Annotated in this window: 17 protein-coding genes; 10 read left to right on the top strand and 7 right to left on the bottom strand. The window is 74.2% G+C overall.

The genetic code is table 11. The annotated features are described in order from the left end of the window. Window positions 1-77: 77 nt before the first annotated feature. From H291_RS0114230 to H291_RS0114190, 9 genes are all read left to right on the top strand, one after another. The gene (locus H291_RS0114230) at window positions 78-794 is read left to right on the top strand and encodes a FadR/GntR family transcriptional regulator (protein WP_020015678.1); all 717 of its coding nucleotides are present in this window, start codon (window positions 78-80) and stop codon (window positions 792-794) included. Further along, a complete protein-coding gene (locus H291_RS0114225; protein ID WP_020015677.1) occupies window positions 791-1,552 on the top strand; it encodes a sulfite exporter TauE/SafE family protein in 762 nt (253 codons plus the stop codon). The genes H291_RS0114230 and H291_RS0114225 overlap by 4 nt, the downstream gene beginning before the upstream one ends. A gap of 126 nt (window positions 1,553-1,678) precedes the next feature. After that, a complete protein-coding gene (locus tag H291_RS0114220; RefSeq protein WP_020015676.1) occupies window positions 1,679-2,299 on the top strand; it encodes an ArsR/SmtB family transcription factor in 621 nt (206 codons plus the stop codon). Next, window positions 2,296-3,702 (top strand): MFS transporter, encoded by a 1,407-nt coding sequence (locus H291_RS0114215; RefSeq protein WP_020015675.1) that lies wholly within the window; start codon window positions 2,296-2,298, stop codon window positions 3,700-3,702. Before H291_RS0114220 ends, H291_RS0114215 begins: the two co-directional genes overlap by 4 nt. Then, window positions 3,699-4,646 (top strand): alpha/beta hydrolase, encoded by a 948-nt coding sequence (locus H291_RS0114210; protein WP_020015674.1) that lies wholly within the window; start codon window positions 3,699-3,701, stop codon window positions 4,644-4,646. Before H291_RS0114215 ends, H291_RS0114210 begins: the two co-directional genes overlap by 4 nt. A gap of 140 nt (window positions 4,647-4,786) precedes the next feature. After that, complete coding sequence (locus H291_RS0114205; protein ID WP_157237039.1) at window positions 4,787-9,202, top strand: SCO7613 C-terminal domain-containing membrane protein; 4,416 nt, start codon at window positions 4,787-4,789, stop codon at window positions 9,200-9,202. A gap of 94 nt (window positions 9,203-9,296) precedes the next feature. Further along, window positions 9,297-9,890 carry a GNAT family N-acetyltransferase gene (locus H291_RS0114200; protein WP_020015672.1) on the top strand — a complete coding sequence of 198 codons (594 nt, stop codon included), beginning with the start codon at window positions 9,297-9,299 and terminating at the stop codon, window positions 9,888-9,890. A 34-nt stretch (window positions 9,891-9,924) separates the two neighbouring features. Next, window positions 9,925-11,622 carry a DNA-3-methyladenine glycosylase 2 family protein gene (locus tag H291_RS0114195; protein WP_020015671.1) on the top strand — a complete coding sequence of 566 codons (1,698 nt, stop codon included), beginning with the start codon at window positions 9,925-9,927 and terminating at the stop codon, window positions 11,620-11,622. Window positions 11,623-11,690: 68 nt separating this feature from the next. Continuing rightward, window positions 11,691-12,242: a methylated-DNA--[protein]-cysteine S-methyltransferase gene (locus tag H291_RS0114190; protein ID WP_020015670.1), complete on the top strand. Its 552-nt coding sequence runs from the start codon at window positions 11,691-11,693 to the stop codon at window positions 12,240-12,242. A gap of 81 nt (window positions 12,243-12,323) precedes the next feature. Here the strand turns inward: H291_RS0114190 and H291_RS0114185 are convergent, their stop codons facing one another. The 3 genes from H291_RS0114185 to H291_RS0114175 form a co-directional block, all read right to left on the bottom strand. Further along, window positions 12,324-13,253, bottom strand: a complete 930-nt coding sequence (locus tag H291_RS0114185; RefSeq protein ID WP_020015669.1) for a carbohydrate ABC transporter permease — start codon at window positions 13,251-13,253, stop codon at window positions 12,324-12,326. Continuing rightward, window positions 13,250-14,236, bottom strand: a complete 987-nt coding sequence (locus H291_RS0114180) for a carbohydrate ABC transporter permease (RefSeq protein WP_026365748.1) — start codon at window positions 14,234-14,236, stop codon at window positions 13,250-13,252. Before H291_RS0114180 ends, H291_RS0114185 begins: the two co-directional genes overlap by 4 nt. Window positions 14,237-14,359: 123 nt before the next feature. Next, complete coding sequence (locus H291_RS0114175; protein ID WP_157237037.1) at window positions 14,360-15,757, bottom strand: ABC transporter substrate-binding protein; 1,398 nt, start codon at window positions 15,755-15,757, stop codon at window positions 14,360-14,362. Window positions 15,758-16,045: 288 nt separating this feature from the next. Here H291_RS0114175 and map point away from each other — a divergent pair, with 288 nt between their 5' ends. Further along, window positions 16,046-16,822: a type I methionyl aminopeptidase gene (gene map / locus H291_RS0114170; RefSeq protein ID WP_020015666.1), complete on the top strand. Its 777-nt coding sequence runs from the start codon at window positions 16,046-16,048 to the stop codon at window positions 16,820-16,822. Window positions 16,823-16,956: 134 nt separating this feature from the next. Here the strand turns inward: map and H291_RS0114165 are convergent, their stop codons facing one another. From H291_RS0114165 to H291_RS0114150, 4 genes are all read right to left on the bottom strand, one after another. Beyond that, window positions 16,957-17,775: an HAD family hydrolase gene (locus tag H291_RS0114165; protein ID WP_157237036.1), complete on the bottom strand. Its 819-nt coding sequence runs from the start codon at window positions 17,773-17,775 to the stop codon at window positions 16,957-16,959. Window positions 17,776-17,911: 136 nt separating this feature from the next. Continuing rightward, a complete protein-coding gene (locus H291_RS0114160) occupies window positions 17,912-18,715 on the bottom strand; it encodes an HAD family hydrolase (RefSeq protein ID WP_020015664.1) in 804 nt (267 codons plus the stop codon). 46 nt (window positions 18,716-18,761) lie between these two features. Further along, the gene (gene serS / locus H291_RS0114155) at window positions 18,762-20,033 is read right to left on the bottom strand and encodes a serine--tRNA ligase (RefSeq protein WP_026365745.1); all 1,272 of its coding nucleotides are present in this window, start codon (window positions 20,031-20,033) and stop codon (window positions 18,762-18,764) included. Between the two features lie 9 nt (window positions 20,034-20,042). Next, window positions 20,043-24,428 carry a hypothetical protein gene (locus H291_RS0114150; protein WP_020015662.1) on the bottom strand — a complete coding sequence of 1,462 codons (4,386 nt, stop codon included), beginning with the start codon at window positions 24,426-24,428 and terminating at the stop codon, window positions 20,043-20,045. Between the last annotated feature and the right edge of the window lie 18 nt (window positions 24,429-24,446).

The following is a 24,446-nucleotide window of genomic DNA, read 5'->3' as shown; positions in this document are numbered from 1 at the left end:
TCACCGTTGACCGACGAGGCACGATGGATCAGTGGCCTAGCCAATAGTCCAGTCCGGTTTCTGTCAAGTACTCTCGGGTGGTGACCCCGAAGGCTCCCGCCGAACTGCCGACGCCACTGGCCCGCACCCGCCTCTACGAGCAGGTGGCGGAACAGATCACCACGTGGATCAGGCAGAACGGCCTGAAAGCCGGCGACCGGCTGCCCCCGGAGCGCGAGCTCGCCGCCCGGCTCGGCGTCAGCCGCGCGACCCTCAGCCAGGCCCTCGTGGCGCTCGAGGTGGTGGGCGTCGTGGTGGTGCGGCACGGCGACGGCACCGTGCTGACCGGCAAGCACAGCGAGAGCCGCATCGTCGAGGCGATCCGCGCGCACGCCGACCGGATGCCCGAGATCATCGATATCCGCGACGCGCTCGAGACCAAGATCGCGTCGCTGGCCGCGCAGCGCCGTACCGACGACGACCTCGCCGCGATCGACGCCTCCCTGGACGCCATGGCGGCGTCGATCGAGCACGGCGACCGCGGCGTGGACGCCGACGAGCAGTTCCACGCGGCCGTGACCGCGGCGGCGCACTCCGACCTGCTGGCCCAGACGATGCGCGAGATCGCCAGCCTGATCCGCGAGAGCCGCATCGAGTCGCTCTCGCAGCCGGGCCGGCCGCGCAACTCCCTGACCGGGCACCGCGCCATCGCGGACGCCATCCGCGCCCGGGACCCGGAGGCCGCCGCCGCGGCCATGCACGCGCACGTCGAGATGGTCAGCGACGTGGCCCTGCTGCGGGAGGAGGAGCGATGACCGGCTGGGAGCACCTCGCCGTCCTCGGCGCCGGCCTCGGCGCGGGCGTGCTGTCGACGACGGTCGGCGTCGCCTCGCTGCTGAGCTTCCCGGTGCTGCTCGCCGTCGGGCTGCCGCCCGTGGTCGCGAACGCCTCGAACACGGTGGGCCTCGTGCCCGCCGGGCTGAGCGGGTCGTTCGGCTACCGGCAGGAGCTGCGCGAGCACCCGCGGGTAGCGGTCATCGTGCTCGTGACCTGCGCCGTCGGGTCCATCGGCGGAGCGGCGCTGCTGCTCGCCCTGCCGCCGGGGGTGTTCGAGGCGATCGTGCCCTGGCTGATCCTGACCTCCTGCCTGCTGGTGGGCGTGCAGCCCTGGATCAGCCGGTGGCTGCGGCGCACCCGCGACGAGCCGACCCGGCTGCGGCACGGGATGTCGCCGGCGACCGTCGTTTTCTCGGTGCTCACCGGCGTGTACGGCGGCTACTTCGGCGCCGGGGCCGGCGTCATGATGGCGGCGGTGCTGGGGCTCGGGACCGACCTCGCGGTGCGGAACATCAACGCCCTGCGGACGGTGGCGCTGCTCGCGGCGAACCTGATCGCGACCGTCATCTTCGTGGTCGTCGCCGACCTGGACTGGCTGGCGATCGGGCTGCTGGCCGCGGGGTCGGTGGTGGGCGGGTACGTGGGCGCGCGCATCGGACGCAAGATGCCGCCGAGCGTGTTCCGCGTGCTCGTGGTGGTCGCCGGCGTGGTGACCGCCGTCGTCATGCTGACCTGACGCACCGCGAACCGGCTGCGAGGGCCCGGCCCGGCTCCGGCCGAGCCGGGCCTTCGCACGTCTGGCGTGCACAATTTTTGTGCATGACTCTTGTGCACCGAGATTGTGCATGGTTATCGTGCACGCATGACCGCTCCCCAGGACGACTTCAGCCTCACCCCCGAGGCCGTGAAGGTGCTCGCCCACCCGCTGCGCTCGCGCCTGCTCGGCGCCCTGCGGATCGGCGGCCCCGCGACGGCCACGACGCTCGCCGACGCGCTGAGCACCAACACCGGCGCGACCAGCTACCACCTGCGCAAGCTGGAGTCCGTCGGCCTGGTCGCGGACACCGGCGACGGCGCCGGCAAGCAGCGCCTCTGGCGCGCCGCCACGAGCTCCCACAGCTGGGAGCGCTCGGAGCTGGCCCACGACGAGGACGCCGCCACCGCGCTCGGCTGGCTGGAACGCGACTACCTGCGCCTGTTCACCACCGACTTCGGGCACTGGCTCGACGTCGCGGAGGCCTGGCCCACCGACTGGCAGGACGCCACGGGCCAGGGCGACGCCTGGGTGACCGTGAACCCCGAACAGCTCAAGGCGCTCCGCCAGGAGCTCGACGCGGTCCTGGAGCGCTACCACGACGCCGAGCCCGCTCCCGGGGCGCGCCGCGTGCACTTCTGGCAGGCGGCGTTCCCGCTGGAGCCGGACGACGTTCCCGGCGCCGGGGGCGAGCCCGACGCCGCGCCCGGCGAGACGGACCGGCCATGACCCCCCTGACCCCGCGCCGCGCCCGGCAGGTCTTCCTGCTGCTCACCCTGACCCGGTGGTTCCCCGTCGGGCTGGTCGTCACCGTCACCACGCTGCTGCCCATCGAGCGCGGGCTCTCGGTGCCGCAGGCACTCACCGCGCTGTCGCTGGGCGGGTTCGTCGTGTTCGCGCTGGAGCTGCCCACCGCCGGCCTCGCCGACTCCCTCGGGCGCCGCCCGATGCTGATCGCCGCCGCCGTGCTGCAGGTGGCGGCGGCCGCCCTGTTCCTGGCCGCGCAGACGTTCTGGGCCTTCGCCCTGGCCTCGGCGGTCACGGGCATCTTCCGGGCGCTGGACTCCGGGCCCCTGGAGTCCTGGTTCGTCGACACGGTGCACGCCACCGAACCGGGGGCCGACGTCGACCGCCCGCTGGCCGCGCAGGGCACCGTGATGGGAGTGGCCATCGCCGTCGGCGCCCTGGTCTCCGGCGGCCTCGTCTGGTGGCACCCGCTGGACGCCTGGTCCTCGCTCGTGCTGCCCTACGCGGTCTACGTCGTGCTCTCGGTCGTGCACCTGGTCACCGTGGTCGCCCTGGTCCGGGAGACGCCGCGCGACGCGACGCACCCGGCCGGGGCCGACGCCGCTGCCCACGTCGCCGACGCCGCGGCCGACGCCGGGGCGGCCGGGCCCGGGGCGACACCGGCCCTGCCGCCGGCGCCGTCGTCGGGCACCCGGGGCAAGCAGGGCGTGGCCGCACGCGTGCTCGACTCCGCGCGCCAGGCGCCCGGGGTGATCCGCGACGGCCTGCGCCTGGCGCGGGACAACCGGGTGCTGCGCTGGCTGCTCCTGGTCGAGGTGTTCTGGAGCGTGGGGATGGTGATCTTCGAGACGTTCCAGCCGATCCGGCTGGCCGAGCTCCTGGGCGGGACCGAGGCCGCGGCCGCGGTCTCCGGGCCGGTCGCGGCCGCCGGGTGGGCCGTGTTCGCGGGCGGGGCAGCCCTGACGGGTCTCCTCACGCCGCGCCTGGGCGTGGCCCGGACGGCGATCCTGGCGCGCGTGCTCAACGGGCTCGGGGCCGTGTGGATGGGGCTCGCGCTCGGACCGGTCGGCCTGATCGCCGCATACCTGGTCACCTACGGGCTGCACGGTGCGTGCGGTCCGGCCTACCAGGCGCTGCTCCACCGGGAGGCCGAGGCCCGGAACCGCACCACGGTGCTGTCGATGGCGTCCATGGTCGGGTTCGCGGCCTACTCGCTGGGCGCGCCCGCGCTCGGCTGGGCGGCGGGGCTGCTCTCGGTCCCCGCCGCCATGGTCATCGGCGGGGTGTTCAGCACCGTGGGCGCGCTGTGCTTCCTGCCCGCGCTGCGCCGCGAGCGCCAGTTGCCTGGCCGCACGCCGCGCCTGTCGGGCACACTGGCCGGGTGAACGACTGGACCGAGGACGTGCTGGGTGCGGGCTTCGCGGCCCGCACGCTCCAGCTCCCGGGCGGCGCCGAGGCCACCCTGATCCGCTACACGCCCGAGGACGGGCCGGTGACCGGGCGCACTCCGGTGCTGTACGTCCACGGGTTCACCGACTACTTCTTCCAGCGGCACCTCGCCGAGGCGGTCGCGGGGCGGGGCTACCCGTTCTACGCCGTCGACCTGCGCGGGCACGGACGGTCCATGGACGCGTGGACGGCGGCGGGCCGGGACGCCAACATGATCAACCGTCTGGAGCTCTACGCGCAGGACCTCGACGCGGCCGCCGACGTGATCGCCGCGGACGGTCACTCCGGGCTGGTGCTCCTGGGCCACTCGACGGGCGGGCTCATCACCTCGCTGTACGCGAACGCGCGCCCCGACCGGGTGACGGCGCTCGTGCTGAACAGCCCCTGGTTCGACCTGCAGGGCAGCTGGTCCGACCGGACCCTGGTCACCCAGGCCGTCTACGTGCTCGGGCGGGTCTCGCCCCGGCTGATCGTGTCCCGGCTCGGCGAGGGCTACGGCCGGGCCCTGCACACCAGCTCGGGCGGCGAGTGGGACTACGACCTGCGGTGGAAGCCGTACGCGGGGTTCCCGGTCCGCGCCGGCTGGCTGGCGGCGATCCGGCGCGGGCACCGCACCGTCGGACGCGGGCTGGACGTGCGGTGCCCGGTGCTCGTGTGCACCAGCGGCCGCACGGGGTCCGACGCCGGGGAGATCGCGGAGCAGCTCGGCACCGACGTCGTGCTCGACGTCGCGCACATGCACGCCCGCGCGCCAGGCCTCGGGCGGACCGTGGAGATCGCCGTCATCGAGGGCGGAGCCCACGACCTGGCGCTGTCCCCGAAGCCGGCCCGCGAGAAGTACCTGAGCACGGTGCTGGACTGGCTGGACGCGCACGTCTGACGACGCCGGCAGGACGGCGGTCGGTGCCGGCCGAGCCGGGCCGAGTTGACGGGCGAAGCACACATTCGGCATGAAACTGTGACCGATTCCTTGCGTGCCGGGCTACCCCGGTGACGTCCGGCTCCGCCAGGCTTCCGCCCATGGAAGAGACGTGGGTGAGTCATGCGCTGCGGCGCCTGCCCGATACCGTGTCCTGCCCCGCGTGCGGAGCGCCCCTCCGCGGCGCCGTCTGCGGCACGTGCGCGCTCGACCTCGGCGGGCGGCGCGGGATCGACGTCCACGAGGCCTCGCTCGCCGTCGAGCGGGCCATCCGGGAGCGCCAGCGGATCCTCGACGAGATGCGCGCCGAGCAGCCCGCGGCGGCCGCGTACGCCCGGAAGGCCGGGGCCGCGGGCCGAGCGGTCGGAACCACCGGCGCGAAGGCGGGGCAGCAGCGGGCGGGCGGGCGCAGTGCGGCGCCGGAGCGCGTGGTCGCGTGGAGCGGCGATGCTCCCCCGGTGCGGCGCACACCTCGTGGGACGACGAAGGCGCCCGTGCCCGGCCTGGAGCCGGGTGGCGCGGTGCCGGGCGGCGCGTGGGGCGGCACGGTGGTGGGCGGGGCGGACGGGAGTGGCTCCGCCGCCCCGGTCGCCCCCGCGGGACCGGCGACCCCGCCCCGCACCGTGGCCCTCCAGCCGATCCTCGCCGGGGTGGGCGCCGCGCTGCTCGCGGTGTCCGCCGTGGTCTTCGTGTTCTTCACGCTCGCCGACCAGCTCGTGCTCCGCACCGTCGCGACGCTGCTGGTCACGGTCGCCTCCGTGGTCGCGGCGGCGCTGATGCGCCGGGCCGGCCTGCGGTCGTCCGCCGAGGCCGTGGGCACCCTGGCCGTCGCGCTGGGCTGGGTCTGCGCGGAGCTCGGCCTGGAGGCCGGGCTGCTCGGCGACGTCGAGCCGTTCCTCGCGCGGGCCGCCCTGCTCGCGCTGCTCGCGCCCGCGCTCGTCGCGCTCGGCGCCCGCCTGCGGGTGCGCTCGTGGGCCGCCGCCGGAGCCCTCTCCGCGCCGCTGGTCCCGGTGCTGCTCGCCGCGGGCCTGTCCGACGTCGGCCTGCTCGCCTGGGTCTGGATCCTCGCCCTGGTCGCGGCGGCGCTCGTGGCGCACGGCGCGACCGCTGCGCTGCGCCGGGTCGGCGAGCGCCTCGGCGTGGTGCCGCGGTGGGAGTCACGCGTGCTCGGCCTGGTCCGCACGGTGGCCGTGCCCGGCGCGCTGGCCGCCACGTTCGCCCTGCCGAACCTCACCCCGCTGACGTTCGACCTCTGGTGGGCGGGCGTCGCGGTCGGCGCGGTCGCCGCCGGGCACGTGCTGCGGGTAAGGCCCTGGGTCACGACGGGCCTGCTCGCGGCGCCGTTCGCGGCGTTCCCCGCGGCGCTCGCCCTGCCCGACGGCATCGAGCGGCCGTGGGCCGTCGCCGCGGGCGCCCTGCTCGTCGCCCTGGCCACGCTGGCCGGCCCGGTGGTCGCGCGGATCACGGGCCCGCGCGTCGGCTCCACGCTGCGGAACGAGCTCGGGCTGCTCGAGGCGGTCCAGGTGCTCGGGGTGGTGCTGGCGGTCGGCACGGCGTTCGTGGTGCCGCCGGCAGCGTTCCTCGCCGGCGTGCCGGGCGACGCCGAGACGGCCGCCGTGCTCGCCGTCACGGCCGTGGTCGCCGCCGTGCTGCGGCGCGGCACGCACCGCCGCTGGTGGACTTTCGTCGCCGGGGGCCTCGGCGCGGCCGCGGCCATGTGCCTCGCGGCGTGGGAAGGCGCCGAGCTGATCTGGGTGCTGCCCGCCGCGGCGGGCGTGGCCTGGGCCGTGCTCGCCGCGGTGCTGACCGTCCTGGTCGCGTTGCGGGTGCGCCCACTCGTGCCCGCCGCCCGCACGCGCGCCGACCTGCTGCTCGCCGCCTGGCTGGTCGCCGTGGTCGCGACCGTCCCGGCGGTGGGGTCCGCCGGGCAGCGCGTGCCGGAGGTGCTGGTCGGTCCGCTCGGGGTGGCCCCCGCGCTGACCCTGGGCGACGGGCCGCTGGGTGGCCCGTACCTGTCGCTGGAGGCCCGGGCCTCCGCCACGCTCGGCGTGGTGGTCCTGGCGCTGCTGGTGCTGGCGGCCTCCCGGCTGGGGATCGCGGCGGGGCCGGCGTCGGGCGCTCCGGCGCCGCTGGTCCGGACCGCCCGGGCGCTCGCCCCCTGGGTGACCGTCGGCCTGGCCGTCGTCGCCGTGCTGCACACCCGGCTGACCGCCGCTGCGGCGCTCGTGCTGCTGGCCGTGCTCACCGTGGTGCTGCTGGCGGCGACCACGGACCCGGGCCGGTCCTGGCGCCCGCTGCGCGCCGTCGTCACCGGGGCGCGGGGCGCGCTGGACGGCGTGCGCCGGGCCGCGGGGCTCACCGTCCGGTTCGGCGGGTCCGCGATGAGCCCGGCGGAGGGCGCGTCCTGGCGCCCCGCCGCGCTGACCGGGGCCTGCGTGGCCCTCGGCCTGCTGGCGGTCGGCTCCTGGCAGAGCCGGCCCTCGGTGCTGGCGGCGACAGTCGTCGCCGTGCCGCTGGCGCTGGCCGCGCGCGCCGCGCTGCCGCGCGCCGTGCACCCCGCGCTCGTCGGCGGCGCCTACGCGTACGCGCTGGTCGTGGGCGGGGTCTGGCTGGGCTGGCTCGGGTTCGGCTGGGTGGCCGCGGTGTGCACGGTGTCGGCCGCGGCGTCGATGACGGCGGTGGCCGTGACCGTCGGCACGCGCGTCACCCGGGGCGAGTGGTTCGCCGTGCTCGGCGTGACGGCCGTGCCGTTCGCGCTCGGGGTGTACACCGTGGTGCTCGACCGCACCTGGTGGTCCGCGGGGGCGGCCACGGCGATGCTCGTCCTGGAGCTGGTGCTGCTCCTCACCCGGCGGGCGGGCCTCGCGCCGGCCGTGCGGGTGATCGCGGCGGGCCTGGTGCTGCCGACCGTCTCGGTGGCGGTCGTGAGCGCGGGCGCCGTGCTGATCCCCGGCAGCGGTTCACCCGTGCTCCTGCCGGTGGTCGCGGCGGCGGTCGCCGTCGTCGCGGGCGGGGCGCCGCGGGTCGCGGCCTTCCTCGCCGCACGGGTGACCGACGGCAGCGTGGTGGGCGCGCTGGTGCGCACCACGCTGGAGGCGAGCGTGCTGGTGACCGGCGCGATCACCGTCGGCCTGGCGTACGGCCGCCCGTCGGCCGGACCGGACATCGCCGTGGCCGTGCTGCTGCTCCTCGCCGTCGGCGCCGGGGTGGTGGCGCGCGAGCCCGACCGCACCCGCGTGTGGTGGCTCGCCGGAGCGCTCGCCACCACGGCGGTCTGGACCGCGCTGGCCGACGGCGGCGTCCGGCTCGTCGAGGCCTACACGCTGCCGCCGGCGGTGGCCGCGGTGCTCGTGGGCGCCCTGCTGGCCCGGCGCGGCGGGAGCCACGGCTGGCGGCTGGCGGCGGCGGGCCTGGTGCTGGCACTGGTGCCGAGCGACCTGACGCTGGCCCTCGGCACACACCCGGGCGACCCACGCGCCTGGATCCTGCTCGCGGCCGGGGCCGTGCTGACGCTCGCGATCGTCGTGCTGCGGAGGTGGCCGCTCGTGTCCGTCGCGTGGTCCGCCCGGGCGCGCGCCCTGCTGGCCGGGGCCGTGCTGCTGGCGGGCGTGGGCCTGACCGTCGAGTCGCTGCAGGTGGCGGCGTCGCCGGACGGCGAGCCGGGGACCCGGTTCGCGGTCGGCCTGGGCTGGGCCGTCGTCGCGGGCGCGCTCGCGCTCGTGGCGGTCAACGGCGCCCGGCAGGGCGCGTCGTCGGCTCGGCTGCTGCGGGTGCTCGACGCCGCGGGCCGCGTCCCGGCGCTGGTGTTCCTGACCGTGGGCGCCGTGGCGAACACGGAACCGCACTGGGGCGCCATCGTGGCGCTGTGGGTGGTGGAGGTCGCGCTGCTCGTGCTCCTGGTGGTGGTCGCGCGGCGGCTGCTGCGCGGGCACACGACGGGCGTGCCGTCCTGGGCCGTGTGGATGGCCGCCCTGGCGGCGGGCATCGCGGCCTGGGTCCCGCGCGAGCTGCGGGTCGAGGTGTTCTCCGTGCCGCTGGGGGTGGGGCTCGTCGTGGCCGGCTGCTTCGCGCTCGGCGAGTGGGAGGCCCGGACCAGGGTGGCCGGACCCGACTCCGCCCGGGTCCCGCAGCGCACCCTGGTGGGCTGGCCGGTGGGCTGGACCGGCTCGTGGGCCCTGCTGGGACCCGGGATCCTGGCGCTGCTCGGGCCCTCGGTGCTCGCGACGTTCACCGACCCGCAGACCTGGCGGGCCGTGCTGGTGGTCGCGGTGGCACTGACCGGGGTGCTGGTGGGGTCCCGGCGCGGGCTCGCGGCGCCGTTCCTGCTCGGGGTCTGGGTGCTGCCGATCGAGGTGCTGATCGTGTTCGTCAGCCAGCTCGGCACGGAGATCTCCGCGGTGCCGTGGATGCTCACGCTCGCGGCGGCGGGCGGGGTGCTGCTCATCATCGCCACGCTCGACGAGCGCCGGACGGCGGGCTACGGGGGCGCGGCGGCGTACCTGCGCGACCTGCGCTGACCGGTTCGTGCCCGCGACGTCGCGGGCGCCGGACGCGGGTCCCGGGCGCCGGACAAGGCGGCCCGGGACGCCGCGGGCGTGGTGGGATGGCGCCATGCAGCACGATCTCCGTCTCGCCGCCCACGGCGTCCGCCTCGAACCGCTGGCCCACGAGCACGCACCGGCCCTGGCCGGACTCGTCGACGCCCAGCTCTGGGCGGGCATGACCAGCGCGCTCCCCGACACCGTCCCCGCCATGGAGGCGTACGTGGACGCCGCCCTCGCGGCCCCGGACCACCTGGCGTTCGCGGTGCTCGGGCCCGACGGCGAGGTGCGCGGCTCGACCCGGTTCTACGAGCTCAGCGCCCGGCAGCGCCGCGTCGAGATCGGGTCCACGTTCTACGGCCGCGACTGGTGGGCCGGCGCGACCAACCCGGCGTGCAAGCTGATGCTGCTGCGGCACGCTTTCGAGGTGCTGGAGCTGCGCCGGGTCGCGCTGCGCTGCGACGCGCGGAACACGCGGTCCCGTGCCGCGATCCTGAAGCTCGGCGCGCAGGAGGAGGGGCGGCTGCGGGCGCACCGCATCGCCCCGGACGGTTCCGAGGGCGACACCCTGTACTTCTCGATCCTGTCCGACGAGTGGCCCGGCGTCCGGGAGGGCCTCGAGACCCGCCTCACGGCCCTCACTGCCGTGTCCGAATCCCGCTAGCCGCTACGCCCGGACGGGGCGCAGGATGGTGGGCATGACCGACGTCGAGCTCCGCGATCCCGCGTTCACCGAGCGTTACCGCGCCATCGCCGCGCGCGACTCCCGCTTCGACGGGCAGTTCTACACCGCGGTGCGCACCACCGGAATCTACTGCCGGCCGTCGTGCCCGGCGCGCACGCCGAAGGCCGAGAACGTCAGGTTCTACCTGACCTCCGCCGCCGCGCACGAGGCCGGGTTCCGGGCGTGCAAGCGGTGCCTGCCCGAGGCCGCTCCGGGGACGCCGGCCTGGGACCTGCGCCGCGACCTCACGGGTCGCGCGATGCGCCTGGTGGCCGACGGCGTGGTGGACCGCGAGGGCGTCTCCGGCCTCGCGCAGCGCCTGGGGTATTCCGAGCGGCAGCTGCACCGGCTGCTCGTCGGCGAGCTCGGCGCGGGGCCGCTGGCCCTCGCCCGGGCCCAGCGCGCGCAGACCGCGCGCACCCTCCTCGTCGGTACCTCGCTCCGCCTGGCCGACGTCGCCTTCGCGGCCGGGTTCGGCTCGATCCGCCAGTTCAATGACACCGTGGCCGAGGTGTTCGGCGCGACGCCGTCCGAGCTCCGTGCGCGGGCCCGGCGCCCTGGTCAACGTGAGCTCGGTCCGACGTCGCGAGCCCGGTCGGTTGACGGACCGAGCTCAATGCATCCGACCGAAGTCGCGACGACGGCGGGCGAGCCCGTGCGCATCTCGCTCACGCTGCCCGTGCGCGAGCCGTTCGACGCGCAGGGCGTGCTGGAGTTCCTCGCCGTGCGCGCGATCGAGGGCGTGGAGTCAGCGGACCTGGGCGTCATCGGCACCCCCGGCTCGGACAGGATGAACGGCACCCCCGGCTCGTCCACCCCCTCGAGCCCGGCACCAACCGCCGCCCCCGTGCTCCGGTACGCCCGGACCGTCCTCCTGCCGCACGGACCCGGCGCGTTCGAGGTGCGCGTGCCCCGGCCCGGCAGCGGGCGTGTCGACCTGGACCTGGAGCTCGCCGACCTCGCGGACGCGCCCGTCGCCGTCGCGCGCGTGCGGCGGCTGCTGGACCTCGACGCCGACCCGGTCGCCGTCGACTCATCGCTCGCGGCCGAGCCGGTGCTCGCGCCGTCCGTCGCGGCGGTCCCCGGAATCCGGGTGCCCGGCACGCTGGACCCGGCCGAGCTGCTGGTCCGCGCGATCGTGGGGCAGCAGATCAGTGTCGCCGCCGCGCGGACGCACCTGACGCGGCTCGCGCACGGCGTGGGCACCCCGTACGTCTCGGCGTTCGAGGGCCTGACCAGGCTGTTCCCGACCTCGCGCCAGATCGCCGGTCCGTCTGAGCCGGGCTCCGGCGGCGGGCCCGGTACCGAGGGCGGCTCGGCCTACCTCCGCCTGCCCGCCCGGACCCTGGCGACCGTGCTCGGTGCGGCCCGGGACCTCGCGGACGGCACCCTCACGCTGAGCGTCGGCGACGACCCCGACGACCTGCGGCGTCGTCTCGTCGCGCGGCCCGGGATCGGGCCGTGGACGGCCGGGTACGTGGCGCTGCGGGTGCTCGGCGACCCCGACGTCCTGATGGACGGCGACGTCGCCCTGCTGTCCGGCGCCCGCAACCTCGGGCTGGTCTCCGCGGAGGCCTCCCGCCCGCACCAGTTCAAGGAGCTCGCCCTGCGCGGCGCGGTCTGGGCGCCCTGGCGCTCCTACGCCGCGATGCACCTGTGGCGCTCCGCCTGACGTGTCAGACCTACAGGTCACCCGGGTGACCTGTGCGTCTGACACCTCGATCTCCTGGAAGGAAGAACATGCAGACCACGACCCTCACCACCCCCGACGGCCCGTTCAGCGTCGTCGTCGCGGCGGTTCCCGCCGTCGACCGCGCCCCGGCGGGCCAGGCCACGGAGCAGGTGCTCGCCGCCGGCTGGACCGACGACGTCGGCTCGCTCCTCGCGCTCGTCCACCCGAGCCTGCGCCCGTCCGCCGCGGACCGCGCCGACGGCGAGGCCGCGACGGGCCTGCTCGCCGAGGCCGCGGACGCTGTCCGCGCCTACTACGACGGCGACCACGGGGCGCCCGGCCACATCCCCGTGCTGCAGGCGAGCGGCCCGTACCGGACGCACGCCTGGGACGTGCTGCGGGAGGTCGAGCCCGGCGAGCGCCTGACGTACAGCGAGTACGCGGTGCGGACCGGGCGGCCGGCGGCGGTGCGCGCCGCGGCCGGCGCGTGCGCCATGAACGCGGCGGCGCTGTTCGTGCCGTGCCACCGCATCCTGCGCACGGACGGCACGCTGGGCGGCTTCCGCTACGGCCTGCCGATCAAGGAGAGCCTCCTGGCTCGCGAGGCACCCTCGGCGTGAGAAAGAACGGTGGTCGAGCTTGTCGAGACCTGGGTCTCGACAAGCTCGACCACCGAGCAGCCGGTCCGCGGGACGACGCGGTCAGCCCTTGACGGAACCCGCCAGCAGGCCGCGCACGAAGTAGCGCTGCAGCGACAGGAACACGATCAGCGGCACGATCATCGAGATGAACGCACCGGCCGACAGCAGGTGCCAGTCACCACCGCGCGAACCCGCGAGCTCGGCCACCCGGACCGTGAGCGGGAACGTCTTCAGGTCACCCATGACCAGGGCGACCAGCAGGTCGTTCCACACCCACAGGAACTGGAAGATGGCGAACGCCGCGAGCGCCGGCGTGAGCAGCGGCAGCACGACCCGGAAGAAGACCTGCACGTGGCCGGCGCCGTCCATCCGCGCCGCCTCGACCAGGGACCTCGGGATCTCCTTCATGAAGTTGTGCAGCAGGAAGATCGCCAGCGGCAGCGCGAAGATCGAGTGCGACAACCAGATGGTCCAGAACGTGCCGTTGATGCCCAGGTCCACGTAGGCCGACAGCAGCGGCACGAGGGTGATCTGGATCGGCACGATCTGCAGGGCGAACACCGCGATGAACAGGAAGTCGGCGCCCTTGAAGTCGACCCAGGCGAACCCGTAGGCGGCCAGCAGGGCGAGGGTGATCGGGATGAACACCGCGGGCAGCGTGACCACGAACGAGTTCACGAAGAACACGGCGAGGTTCGTGGACCCGTCGAACAGCGCGGCCTCGTAGTTCCGCAGCGAGAACACGCCCTCGCCGGCGAACGCGGAGCCGAACACGGTCCACCAGCCGCTCTGCCGGATGTCCAGCTCCGGGCGGAACGACGTGATGAGCAGGCCGAGCGTCGGGATGGTCCACAGGATGGCGATGACGACGGCGAGGGTGCTCGCCCACGGGTTGGAGAGCGCCTTGCGCGCCTTGCGGGCGCGTCCGCCGAGGTCGGACTTCGCCCGGGGTGCCTCGGGTACGGCGTCGGCTGTCTTCACGGTGCTCATCGGACGTCCTCCGAGAGGCGCTGCTGGCGCACGTTGTAGATGATCACCGGGATCACGATGACGAACAGCAGCACGGCCAGCGCCGCGCTCAGGCCCGCCTCGTTCTGCCGGAACCGCTGGTCGTAGAACTCCAGCGCGACGATCGAGGTGTTGAACTGGCCCGCGGTCATCGTTCTGACGATGTCGAAGGTTTTCAGCGTGGTCATCGCGATCGTGGTGAGCACGACGACCAGGGCGGGCCGGATGCTCGGGATGGTGATGCGCCAGAACATGCCGAACCCGGAGACGCCGTCGAGCCGGGCCGCCTCGACGATGTCGTCGGGGATCGCCTTGATCGACGCCGAGAGCAGCGTCATCGCGAAGCCCGCCTGGATCCAGATGAAGACCACCATGATCAGGAACGTGTTGAGCGGCCGGCTGATCAGGAACTGCTGCGGTTCGCCGCCGAGCCAGACGATGAACTGGTTGAGCAGGCCGGTCTGGTTCACGCCGGCCGGCTTGAACTCGTAGACGAACTTCCAGATGATCGACGCGCCCACCATCGAGATGGCCATCGGCAGGAACACGAGCCCCTTGGCCACGGCCTCGAAGCGGCTCTTGTCGACCAGGTAGGCGTACAGCAGACCGAGGAACGTGGCCACGAGCGGGGCGACCAGCACCCAGAGCGCCGTGTTGCCGAGCACGACGAGGAACCTGGGCTCGGTGAAGGCCACCACGTAGTTGTCCACGCCCACGAACTCGGTGCTGTTGCGGTTCATGAACGAGTTGATGATGGTGCGGATCGCCGGGTACACGAGGCCGAGCAGGAGCAGCAGCAGCGCCGCGCCCGTGAACCCGAAGCCGACGAACCAGCGGGTGGGGTTCCGTGGCCGGTCGACCACGAAGAGGATGATGCCCATCAGCACGACGAACAGCACGATCGCGATGAGCATCAGCAATAACTTGTGCCCGGGGTCGTCCCCGGCATACAGCAGCCAGTCCATGGCTATCTCCTGTCGCTGTCCTGGTCCGGTCGTCCTTGACTGGTCCCGGCCCTCAGCCTAGGACGGCGGAGGCGTGGGACTCGAAGTCCCACGCCTCCGCGCGTCATGACCGAGGGCCGGGCGTCAGTTCTTCGGCCAGGATGCCTCGATCGTGTCGGTCACCTGCTGGCTGCTCTGGTCGCTGGCGAACCACTCGACCATGCCGTTCCAGAAGGAGTCCGTGCCGACGGCGGCCGGCATGAGGTCGGACGCGTCGAACCGCGCGACCGTGGCCGGGTCGGCCAGGATCTCGGCGGAGAGGCGGTCGAAGTCCGTCGCGAGCAGCTCGGGGTCGAGGCCCTTGTTGGCGCTCACCCAGCCGCCGGCGGGGGTGGACTCAGCCTTGGCGTTGGCCCACTCCGCGCTGGAGAGGTAGGTCTGGAACGCCTTCACCTCGGGACGGTCGGTGAACGCGCCGATGAACTCGCCGGCGACCAGCGTCGGCTTCTCGTCGGCGGTCATGGCCGGCAGGTAGAACGCGTAGACGTCGCCGTCCGGGCCCACCTCGGTGCCCTCGGGCCACTGCGTCTGGTAGAAGTTCGCGGCGCGGTGCATCCAGCAGTTGCCGTCGAGGATCGGGTAGCCGGCGTCGGTCCAGGTCGCCGTGGCGATCGAGTCGACGCCGCCCAGGCCGCCGTTCACGTAGTCCGGGTTCTTGAGGATGTCGCCCGCGGTGTCGAACGCGTCGACGATCTGCGGGTCGTTGAACGGGATCTCGTGGCTGTACCACTGGTCGTAGACGTCCGGGCCCGCGGTGCGGAGCACGACGTCCTCGATCCAGTCGGTGCCCGGCCAGCCGGTGGCGTCACCGGACTCGATGCCCGCGCACCAGGGGCGGGTGGCGCCCTCGTTGCCCTCGGCGATGGTGGCCGTGAGCTCCGTCAGCTCGTCCCAGGTGGTCGGGACCTCGTAGCCGGCGTCGGCGAACATCTTCGGCGAGTACCAGACGTACGACTTCACGTTGGAGCCCAGCGGCGCGGCGTAGAACGTGCCGTCGACCGTGCCGTACTCCTTCCACTCCGGCGCCCAGCCCTCGTCGACGTTGGCCTCGACCTGCTCCGGTGCGGGGAGGACGGCGTCGTAGTCGTTGACGAGCGTCTTGAGCAGACCGGGCTGCGGCAGGATCGCGATGTCCGGCGGGTTGCCAGCCTGGACGCGCACGGGCAGCTGCGCCTCCATCTCGCGCGAGCCCTCGTAGTTGATCGTCACGCCGGTGCAGTCCTCGAAGGGCTCGTAGGACAGCGTCTGGGTCTCGGCCTCGGGCTCCACGATGGTGGTGTAGACGCTGACCTCGGTGCCGTCGAGGTCACCGAACTCCTCGTAGGCGGCGCAGTCGATCGCGGACGGGCCGGTCGCCTCGCCGCCGCCGTCCTCGCCACCGCCGTCATTGGTGTCGGCACAGGCCGCTAGGACCAGGGCCAGGCTCGCGCCGGTCGCCGCCAGGGCGACGGCTCGGCGCTTGGAAGCCATCCGGATAGTCATCTCGTGCTCCTCCACTGCTTCGTGGGCTCAGAACCCTCTGACTTGCGGGTACGGACCGGCAAGACTGCCGGGCTGCCCGACGTCAACGCAACCGTGGTTCTCGATCCGATGCAAGCCCATACAGCATCACCTTGCATTACGAAATCGTTGCAATCCCACCTGTCACCCAAGCCGGGTGAAACACCGGGTAGACCGCGAGCAACGCGCCCGCCCGTGGCGGCCGGCGTGTCGGCGGCGGGACGTAGGCTTGTGCAGCCAGATCACTGGTGCCCCTACGGAAGGACGGACATGATCGAGCTGAGGACGCCGCGCGAGATCGAGGAGATGCGCCCGGCGGGACGCTTCGTCGCCGACGTGCTGCTCGCCGTCCGCGAAGCAGCGGGCGTGGGGGTCAACCTCCTCGAGCTCGACGAGGTCGCGCACAAGATGATCCGCGACCAGGGCGCCGAGTCGTGCTACATCGACTACCACCCGTCGTTCGGGGCCATGCCGTTCGGCAAGGTCATCTGCACGTCGGTGAACGACGCCGTGCTGCACGGCCTGCCGTTCGACTACGCGCTGCAGGACGGCGACCTGCTGTCGATCGACTTCGCGGCCTCCGTGAACGGCTGGGTCTCGGACTCCGCCCTGTCGATCGTGGTCGGCGAGCCGGACCCGGCCCGCGCCGAGCGCGACGCCAAGCTGATCCGCACCACCGAGGTGGCGCTGGAGGCCGGCATCGCCGCCGCGCAGCCCGGCAACAAGATCGGCGACATCTCCGCGGCGATCGCGGAGGTCGCGCACGCGGCCGGCTACTCGGTCAACACCGACTTCGGCGGGCACGGCGTGGGCCGCACCATGCACGGCGACCCGCACGTGCCGAACAACGGCCGCGCGGGCCGCGGGTTCCCCCTCAAGCCGGGCCTCGTCATCGCGGTCGAGCCGTGGTTCCTGGAGACCACGGACAAGATCTTCACCGACCCGGACGGCTGGACGCTCCGCTCGGAGGACGGTTCGCGGGGTGCCCACTCGGAGCACACGATCGCGATCACGGAGGACGGCCCGCTGATCCTCACGGCGCGCTGACGCCGCACCGACGCCAGTAGTGCTCTTTCGCTGGTCGAGCTTGTCGAGACCCGGGTCTCGACAAGCTCGACCAGCGAAGGAGGCTCGACCAGCGAAGAGGGCTCGACCAGCGAAAGACCCGAGCCGGCGGAAGGTCAGATCAGGGTCTTGAGCGCCTGGATCACGCCGTGCTGCGTGATGTCGCCGACGGTCTCGTTGGCGATCGCCTTCACCGCCGCCGGGGCGTGGCCCATCGCGACGGCCCGTGCGGCCCAGCTCAGCATCTCGATGTCGTTGAGGCCGTCGCCGACGGCCAGCGTGTTGTGCCGCGGGACGTCGAGCAGGGAGCGGATGTTCTCCAGCGACGTCGCCTTGCTGAGGTGCCGGGGGGTCACGTCGATCCAGTCCGGACCGGCCTCGGTGGCGGTGACGCCGTGCCGGCGCAGCGGTTCGAGCAGGTCGAGCACGTTCGGCCCGCGCAGGATCGCGCGCGACGCCGGCATGACGCCCAGCTCGTCGACGCCGACCACCCGCTGGGCGCCGTTGACCTCGTGGGGCTCGAACAGCCGGTTCACGCGGTAGCCCACGCCGATCTCCTCGACGCCGATCTGCACGTCGGGGAAGCGGCTGAGCGCCATCCGGGCCACGGGGCCGACGTCGAACGTCAGCACGTCCTCGAGCTGGTAGCCGTTGGTGCAGTCGGCGCAGAGCCGCGCCGTCACCGCGCCGTTGGAGGCGACCACCCAGCCGTCGGTGATCCCGAGCTCCTTGGCCACGGGCAGGATCCCCGTCAACGACCGTCCCGACGCGAGGACCACGTGATGCTTCCGGCCGCGCACGAGGCGAACGGCCAGAACCGTCGGCCCGGGCACCGGCTGCCCGGTGACCAACAGGGTCCCGTCGATGTCGAGGGCGACCAGGTGGGGCGCATCGTTGCGCACCCGCATGGACACCGATTGGTCGTCCAGGATCATCACGTACCCCCATGGCACCGTGAGCGCCGTCACCCTTCGACGGATCGCGCCCAAATGTACAGGCTTTCGGCTGGTGATCCATACCTTTGCACGGATAGCTCTTTCACCCGCACAGTTCACCCCCGTGTTGCGCGACTCAGAGCAGCGAGCGGAGCACGTCCACCACGCCGTCGTCGTCGATCGAGCCGGTCACGGCGTCGGCCGCCGCCCGCACCGGTTCGGTCGCGTGCCCCATGGCCACGCCCAGTCCTGCCCACCGCAGCATGTCGATGTCGTTGCTGCCGTCACCCACCGCGACGGTGTTCTCGGGCGCCACGCCGAGCTCCTTGCGCACCGCCTCGAGCGCCGACGCCTTCGTCACGCCCTGCGGTGCGATGTCCATCCAGGCGGACCAGCCGACGGCGTACGTCACGTCGTCGAACCCGAGCCGCGCCGCGATCTCGTGGAACTCCGCGCTCGTCTCCCCGGGGCTGCGGACCACGACACGCGTGACGTCGCCGGACCAGAGCTCCTCGAAGTCCACCACCCGGTGCTCCCCGTTGAGCTCGCCCTCCGGGAAGAGCTCGTTCATCCGGAAGCCCACGCCGACGTCCTCCACCGCGTAGCGCGCGTGCGGCAGCTCCACCTGGAGCATGCGCAGCACGGGCTCCGGGTCGAAGGTCTCGACCTTCTCGAGGACGTAGCCCATGGGGGCGGACGCGTCGAGACGGGCCGTGACGGCGCCGTTCGACGCGACGATCCAGGAGTCCTCGATCTTGAGCTCGGCCGCGATCGGCGTCATCGCGATGAGCGACCGCCCGGACGCGAGCACCACGTGGTGCCCGGCGGCCCGGACGGCCGCCACCGCCTCGCGTGCGGCGTCGGACAGCACCTCGTCGTACGTGACGAGCGTGCCGTCGATGTCGAGGGCGACGAGCTTGCGTTCGGTGGCAGGAGGCACGCTGGCAGCCTACCCACCGGCCGGTGAACAGCGGCGGACCGCCGGGTTACTTCACCGGCTCCAGGACCTCCAGGCCGCCCAGGTACGGGCGCAGGCCCTCCGGGACGTGCACCGAGCCGTCGGCCTGCTGGTGGTTCTCCAGGATCGCGACGATCCAGCGGGTGGTGCCGAGCGTGCCGTTCAGGGTGGCGACGTTGCGGGTCGAGCCGTCCTCGGTCCGCTCGCGGACGCCCAGGCGGCGGGCCTGGAACGTGGTGCAGTTCGACGTCGAGGTGAGCTCCAGCCAGCGGTCCTGGGTGGGCAGCCACGCCTCGCAGTCGAACTTCCGGGCCGCCGACGAGCCGAGGTCGCCCGCCGCCGTGTCGATCACGCGGTAGGGCAGCTCGACCTTGGCCATCATGGCCTCCTCCCAGCCCAGCAGGCGCTGGTGCTCGGCCGCCGCGTCCTCGGGGGCGCAGTAGCTGAACATCTCCACCTTGTGGAACTGGTGCACGCGGATGATCCCGCGGGTGTCCCGGCCCGCCGAGCCGGCCTCGCGGCGGTAGCAGGCGCTCCAGCCCGCGTACCGCAGCGGCCCGTCGGACAGGTCCACGATCTCGTCGCTGTGGTAGCCGGCTAGCGCCACCTCGGAGGTGCCGACCAGGTAGAGGTCGTCCTTCTCCAGCCGGTAGACCTCGTCGGCGTGGGCGCCCAGGAAGCCGGTGCCCTGCATGGTCTCGGGCTTGACGAGGGTGGGCGTGATCATGGGCGTGAAGCCCTGCTCCACGGCCTGGTCCATCGCCATGTTGAGCAGCGCCAGCTCCAGGCGGGCGCCGATGCCGGTGAGGAAGTAGAACCGCGCGCCCGACACCTTGGCGCCGCGCTTGGTGTCGATGGCGCGCAGGCCCTCGCCGAGCTCCAGGTGGTCCTTGGGCTCGAAGCCCTCGGCCGCGAAGTCGCGCCGCGTGCCCACCTGCTTGAGCTCGACGTAGTCCTCCTCGCCGCCGGCGGGCGCGCCCTCGATCACGTTGGCGATCGAGTAGAGCACGCGGTCGAGCTCCTGCTCGGCCTCGCCGGCCGTGGCCTGGTGCCGCTTGACGTCCTGCGCGAGCTGCTTGGTGCGGGCCAGCAGCGCCTGCTTCTCGTCGCCCTGGGCCTGGGCCACCTGCTTGCCCAGAGACTTCTGCTCCGCGCGCAGGCTCTCGAACTCCGCCAGGGAGGAGCGGCGGAGCGCGTCGGCGTCGAGCGCCACGTCGACGAGGTCGGGGTCGTCGCCGCGGGCCACCTGGCTCGCGCGGACGACGTCGGGATTGTCGCGCAGAAGTCGGAGATCGATCACGGACAGAGCCTATCGGCGCTGCCCTGCCGGTGTGGTCCGCAGCGCGACCATCGTGAGCAGCGGCACGGCGGGGATGAGCGCGATCATGGCGATCCGCAGGCCGAAGTCGTTGACCAGCGAGCCCAGCACCGCCATGACCCACATCGCCACGAGGGCGGGCCGCAGGAACTCCCAGCTGCGCTCCGCCCACGTGAACCACGCCGGCGTCAGGCGCGCACGCCACGCCGGGGGCCCGAACAGCGCCAGCCCGGTGAGCACGAGCAGCACCACCGTGGCCCAGACCGCCGGACCGCCCGTGATCGAGTTCAGCGCGTACAGCGCCTTGCGCAGCAGGGTGGAGAACGCCTCGCCGTCGACCACCTGGGCCACGAACCGCCCCAGGTGCGAGCGCGACTCGGGCGGGCGCAGCCAGTCCAGCACGCCCACGAGCGCGACCACGCCGACGCCGGCCGCCGCGACCCAGGTGAACCGCCAGAGCGTCAGCCGCAGCCCGGACGCGGCGGTCGCCACCACCACGAACGCCGGGACGAGCACCAGCCCGCCGCCCAGGTCGGCACCGAGCGTGGGCCAGACGTCGATCACCATCGCGATCACGCCCACGACGGAGACAGCCACCGTGGCCAGCACCCGTCTCCCACGGGAGACCAGGAGCTGCGCCAGGGCCGCCGCGAGCACGATCGCCGCGACCGCGTACACCGAGAACGTCGGGTTGCCGAAGCCGTAGAACCGCGCGCCGAACGTCGGGGCCGACCCCAGCGGCGCGGCCCGGTTCAAGGGCGTGCCGACCAGGGCGTCCACCGTGAGCGCGACGAACGTGATGCCCGCGACGACCGCCGGGGCAGCCCACAGCGGCCGTCTGGGGGCGAGCAGGCTCAGGCCGGTCACCGCCGCCGTCACGAGCAGGGTGGCCCCCAGGATCGCGAGCACGGGCAGGTCGAACCGCCACCAGCCGGTGAGCGAGACCAGGAACCCGCCCGCGGGCAGCGCGGTGAGCGCCGTGGCGGCGACCACGGTCGCCCGGCGCAGGCCGCCCGGCACGACCGCGACCCGGCGCGGCACCAGCCAGCACGCCGCCGCCAGCGCGAGGCCCAGCCAGAACGGCACGTCGACGAGCCAGATGTACGCGTCGCGGCGCACGTGGTCACGCGCCGTCATGTCGGCCAGCTCGTCGGCGGTGAGCCACGCCGAGGCGGGGCGTTCGCCGGCGCGCAGCAGCGGCGTCGGGTCGATGTCGGCGGGCAGGTCCACGCCGACGGCGTCGAGCACCACGGCCGGGACGTCCATGAGTCGTCCCACGCCCTCCGTCCGGGTCGCGGTGCTGGCCAGGTAGCGCGGCAGCCCGTCGTAGTCCGTGGAGGGGCGCACGAGCGCCGGGCCGAGCTCGAGCGCGTGCTCCGGCGTCGTGGCGACGTCGACCACGAGCACCGTCGCGTCGGCGGGGGCGGCGTCCAGCACTCGCCAGACCGCGAGGTCCACGGCGGCGACCAGGTCGGCGCGGAGCTCGGCGACCTGCTCGGCGCCGTCGGGCTGCTTCTCCAGCTCCGCGCGGTCGGAGACGTCCAGCAGGGCGGAGCCCGCGTCCACGAACGTGACGGGGCAGTCCCAGGCTCCCGAGCCGGCGGCCAGCGCCGAGTCGAGGTCGTAGTACCGGCCCACGCCGCCGTCGCCGTCGGCGAGCGCGACCGCGGCGCCGGGCCCCACCGCCGTCGTGCACCGGCCGGCGAGCGCGTCGCCGAACGTGCCGGGGTGGGCGGCGTAACCGGAGCCGCGCTGCAGGGCGGTCAGGCGCTCCCACTGGTCGACGACGGCGGGCCGGTCGCCGCCCGCGATCACGGCGCTCCCCGCCGCGTCCTCGGTGCCGCCCTCGGCGGCGGCGTCCTTGCCGTCCGCCGCCTCGTCCACCGGGGTCACGGTGATCTCGTCGCAGACCCAGTGGTTGTCCTCGTCGCGCTGGTCGGCGACCTCGGCGAGGCGGCCCGCGGACAGGCTCAGCCACCCGCTGTCGGGGCAGCGGGCCGCGCGCCCGTTGGGCAGGGTCAGGCCGGCGGCGTCCGCGCCGTCGGTGAGCAGGCCGTACAGGGTGGGCGCGGGCGCGCTGCCCGTGTCGAGGGACGGCTTGACGTCGGTCCAGCGCAGGCCCTGCGTGCCGATCACCACGACATCACCGCCCGGCGGCACCACCGGTTCGCCGCTGCTGAGGGAGCCGGACTCCTCGCCCGCGGCCTCGGCCCCGGGCACGGGGAGCGCGGCCGCCGCGAACAGCAGGCTGAGCAGCAGCGCGCCGGACAGGCCCAGCACGGCCGACGGCACGCGGCGCACCGGCTCGGTCTCCCGGCCGGACGGGAGCCAGCCGCGGGCGCCGAGGAACCGGGTCACCAGGTCCGGGCGCGCCGCGAGCAGCCCGACCAGGGCGAACGGCACGAACAGCGTCAGCCCGCGCAGCCGGTCGCCGAAGAACGGCGCGGCGTCCACGCCCACCGTCACGAGCGCGACGACGGTCACGACCGCCACGGCCAGCCATGCCGGCCGGGTGGGTCGCGGCGTGTCACGGCCGTGGACGCCGTCGCCCAGCAGGGAGCCGGCGGTGGCCGCGGTGCGGCGGCGCGCCGCGTAGGCCGCGAGGCCGCCCGCGAGCACCAGGCCGGCCACGGCGTAGATCAGGAAGGCGACGTCCGAGAACCCGTAGAACCGGTCCGCGGTGGCGAGCGGCGGGCCCAGCAGGGAGCCCTGCAGCAGCGTGAAGCCGGTGACCCCGTCGATCGTGAAGACCAGCCAGGTGACCCCGGCGGCCGCGACGGCGTTGCGCCACGGAGCGGCGGGCAGCAGCCGAGAGACGCCGCGCACGGTCAGCGCGACGGCGACCGCGGCGACCGTGAGCGACAGTGCCAGGCCGAACTCGGGAGCGGGCCAGACCCACCAGCGCGAGAGGGTCGCGAGGCTCGCCGCGGCGGGCGCCGACACGGCGAGCAGCACGGCGCTCAGGGCCAGCCGCTGCCGGTAGGGCCCCGGCTCCCGGCGCGGGCGGGCCGCCCGCCGGGGCAGCACCAGCACGAGCACGGCGCTCAGCAGGAAGAGGACGATGACGCCCGCGAACGCGGGGACCTGGGCAGGGATCGTGTCGGCCAGGACGTTGACGTACTGCCGGTTCTCGACGGTCCGGGCAACCGTGGTCCGGCGCGGCTCGCCCACCTCGATCGGCATGCCGTCGATCGTGGGCTCCTCCAGCTCCGGGTCCGGGAGGGGCTTCTCTGCCTCCGGGTCCGGCAGCGCGCCGCCGGCCTCGGCCGCGGTGGCCGTGAGGTCCGTGAGCTGCACGAACCCGGTGCTCCGCGACGCGTCCGACGTCAGCCAGCGCACGCGCGGCACGTCGACCACCCAGTCCACGACGACCTGGAGGCCCTGCTGGGTCAGCGGCGTGTCGGCCACGCCCGCCACGAGCACGCGGGTGCCCGACGGCAGGCTGCGCGTGAGGCTGCTGAGCGTGCCGTCCAGCTCCTCCAGCGCAGCGGCACGCTCGGGCCCCTCGGGCAGGCTCCCGGCGTCGATCACGGTCACGGGGCACTCGGTGAGGGCCCGGTCCCAGGCCGGGCCGCGCGTGCCTGACGTCCCGGCCGAGCCGGCGACGTCGGTGGTCGTCAGGGCGTCCAGCGACGGGACGTACCGGCCCACCGTGCCGTCCTCGCGGGCGAGCATCACGGCCGCGCCCGGACCGACCGCCGTCGAGCAGGTTCCGGCCTCGTCCAGCAGCTCGCCCAGGAGGCCGGGGGCCGGGGCCTTCGTGCGGTCGGCGGCCTCGGCGGCCGCCTTGTCCTCGTCCTCGTCCTCGTCGGACTCGGGGAGCTGGGCCCAGCCGTCGACCGTCGCACCGGCCGGCTCCGCGTCTCCACCGCCCCGAGCGGCGTTCGTGGTGGGCACCGGCACCGGGGTGCACGACGTCGCCCCGCGCGCCTCGCCCTGCTCGTCGTCCTGGACCCGCGGCTCGGGCCGGGCGGCGCGCTCGGCGCTGCCCGCCGAGACCGTGCGGCTGCCGGCCGACAGCGTGAGCCACGCGTCCAGCGGGCACGTCGCGGGCGCCGCCGTCCGCACGTTGATCGAGGCGACCGAGCCGCCGCCGATCATGTGCCACAGGTTCGGGGTGGTGCTCCGGGACACGTCCGTCCACCGCAGGCCCGCGACCCCCACCACCACGAGGGGGGCGGGCTCGGGGTCGGCGGACCCCTGCGACTCCTCGCCGGCTGCCGTCCAGGGGGCCCCGGCGACCGGCGCCGAGGCGGCGGCCAGGCCCGGCCGGGGAGCGGCCGAGGCGCTCGTGGGGCCGATCAGGCCCAGGAGGGCAGCGAAGAGCACGACCAGGACCGCGGGCACGGTCAGGGCACGGTTGGAGCGGGGATTCACCCGCCCAGGGTAGTTGGC

This window comes from Promicromonospora sukumoe 327MFSha3.1, from assembly GCF_000385135.1.
Taxonomy (GTDB): Bacteria; Actinomycetota; Actinomycetes; order Actinomycetales; family Cellulomonadaceae; genus Promicromonospora; species Promicromonospora sukumoe_B.
Note: the sequence above shows the minus strand (reverse complement) of the source record. Positions and strands in the feature narration are given on the sequence as shown.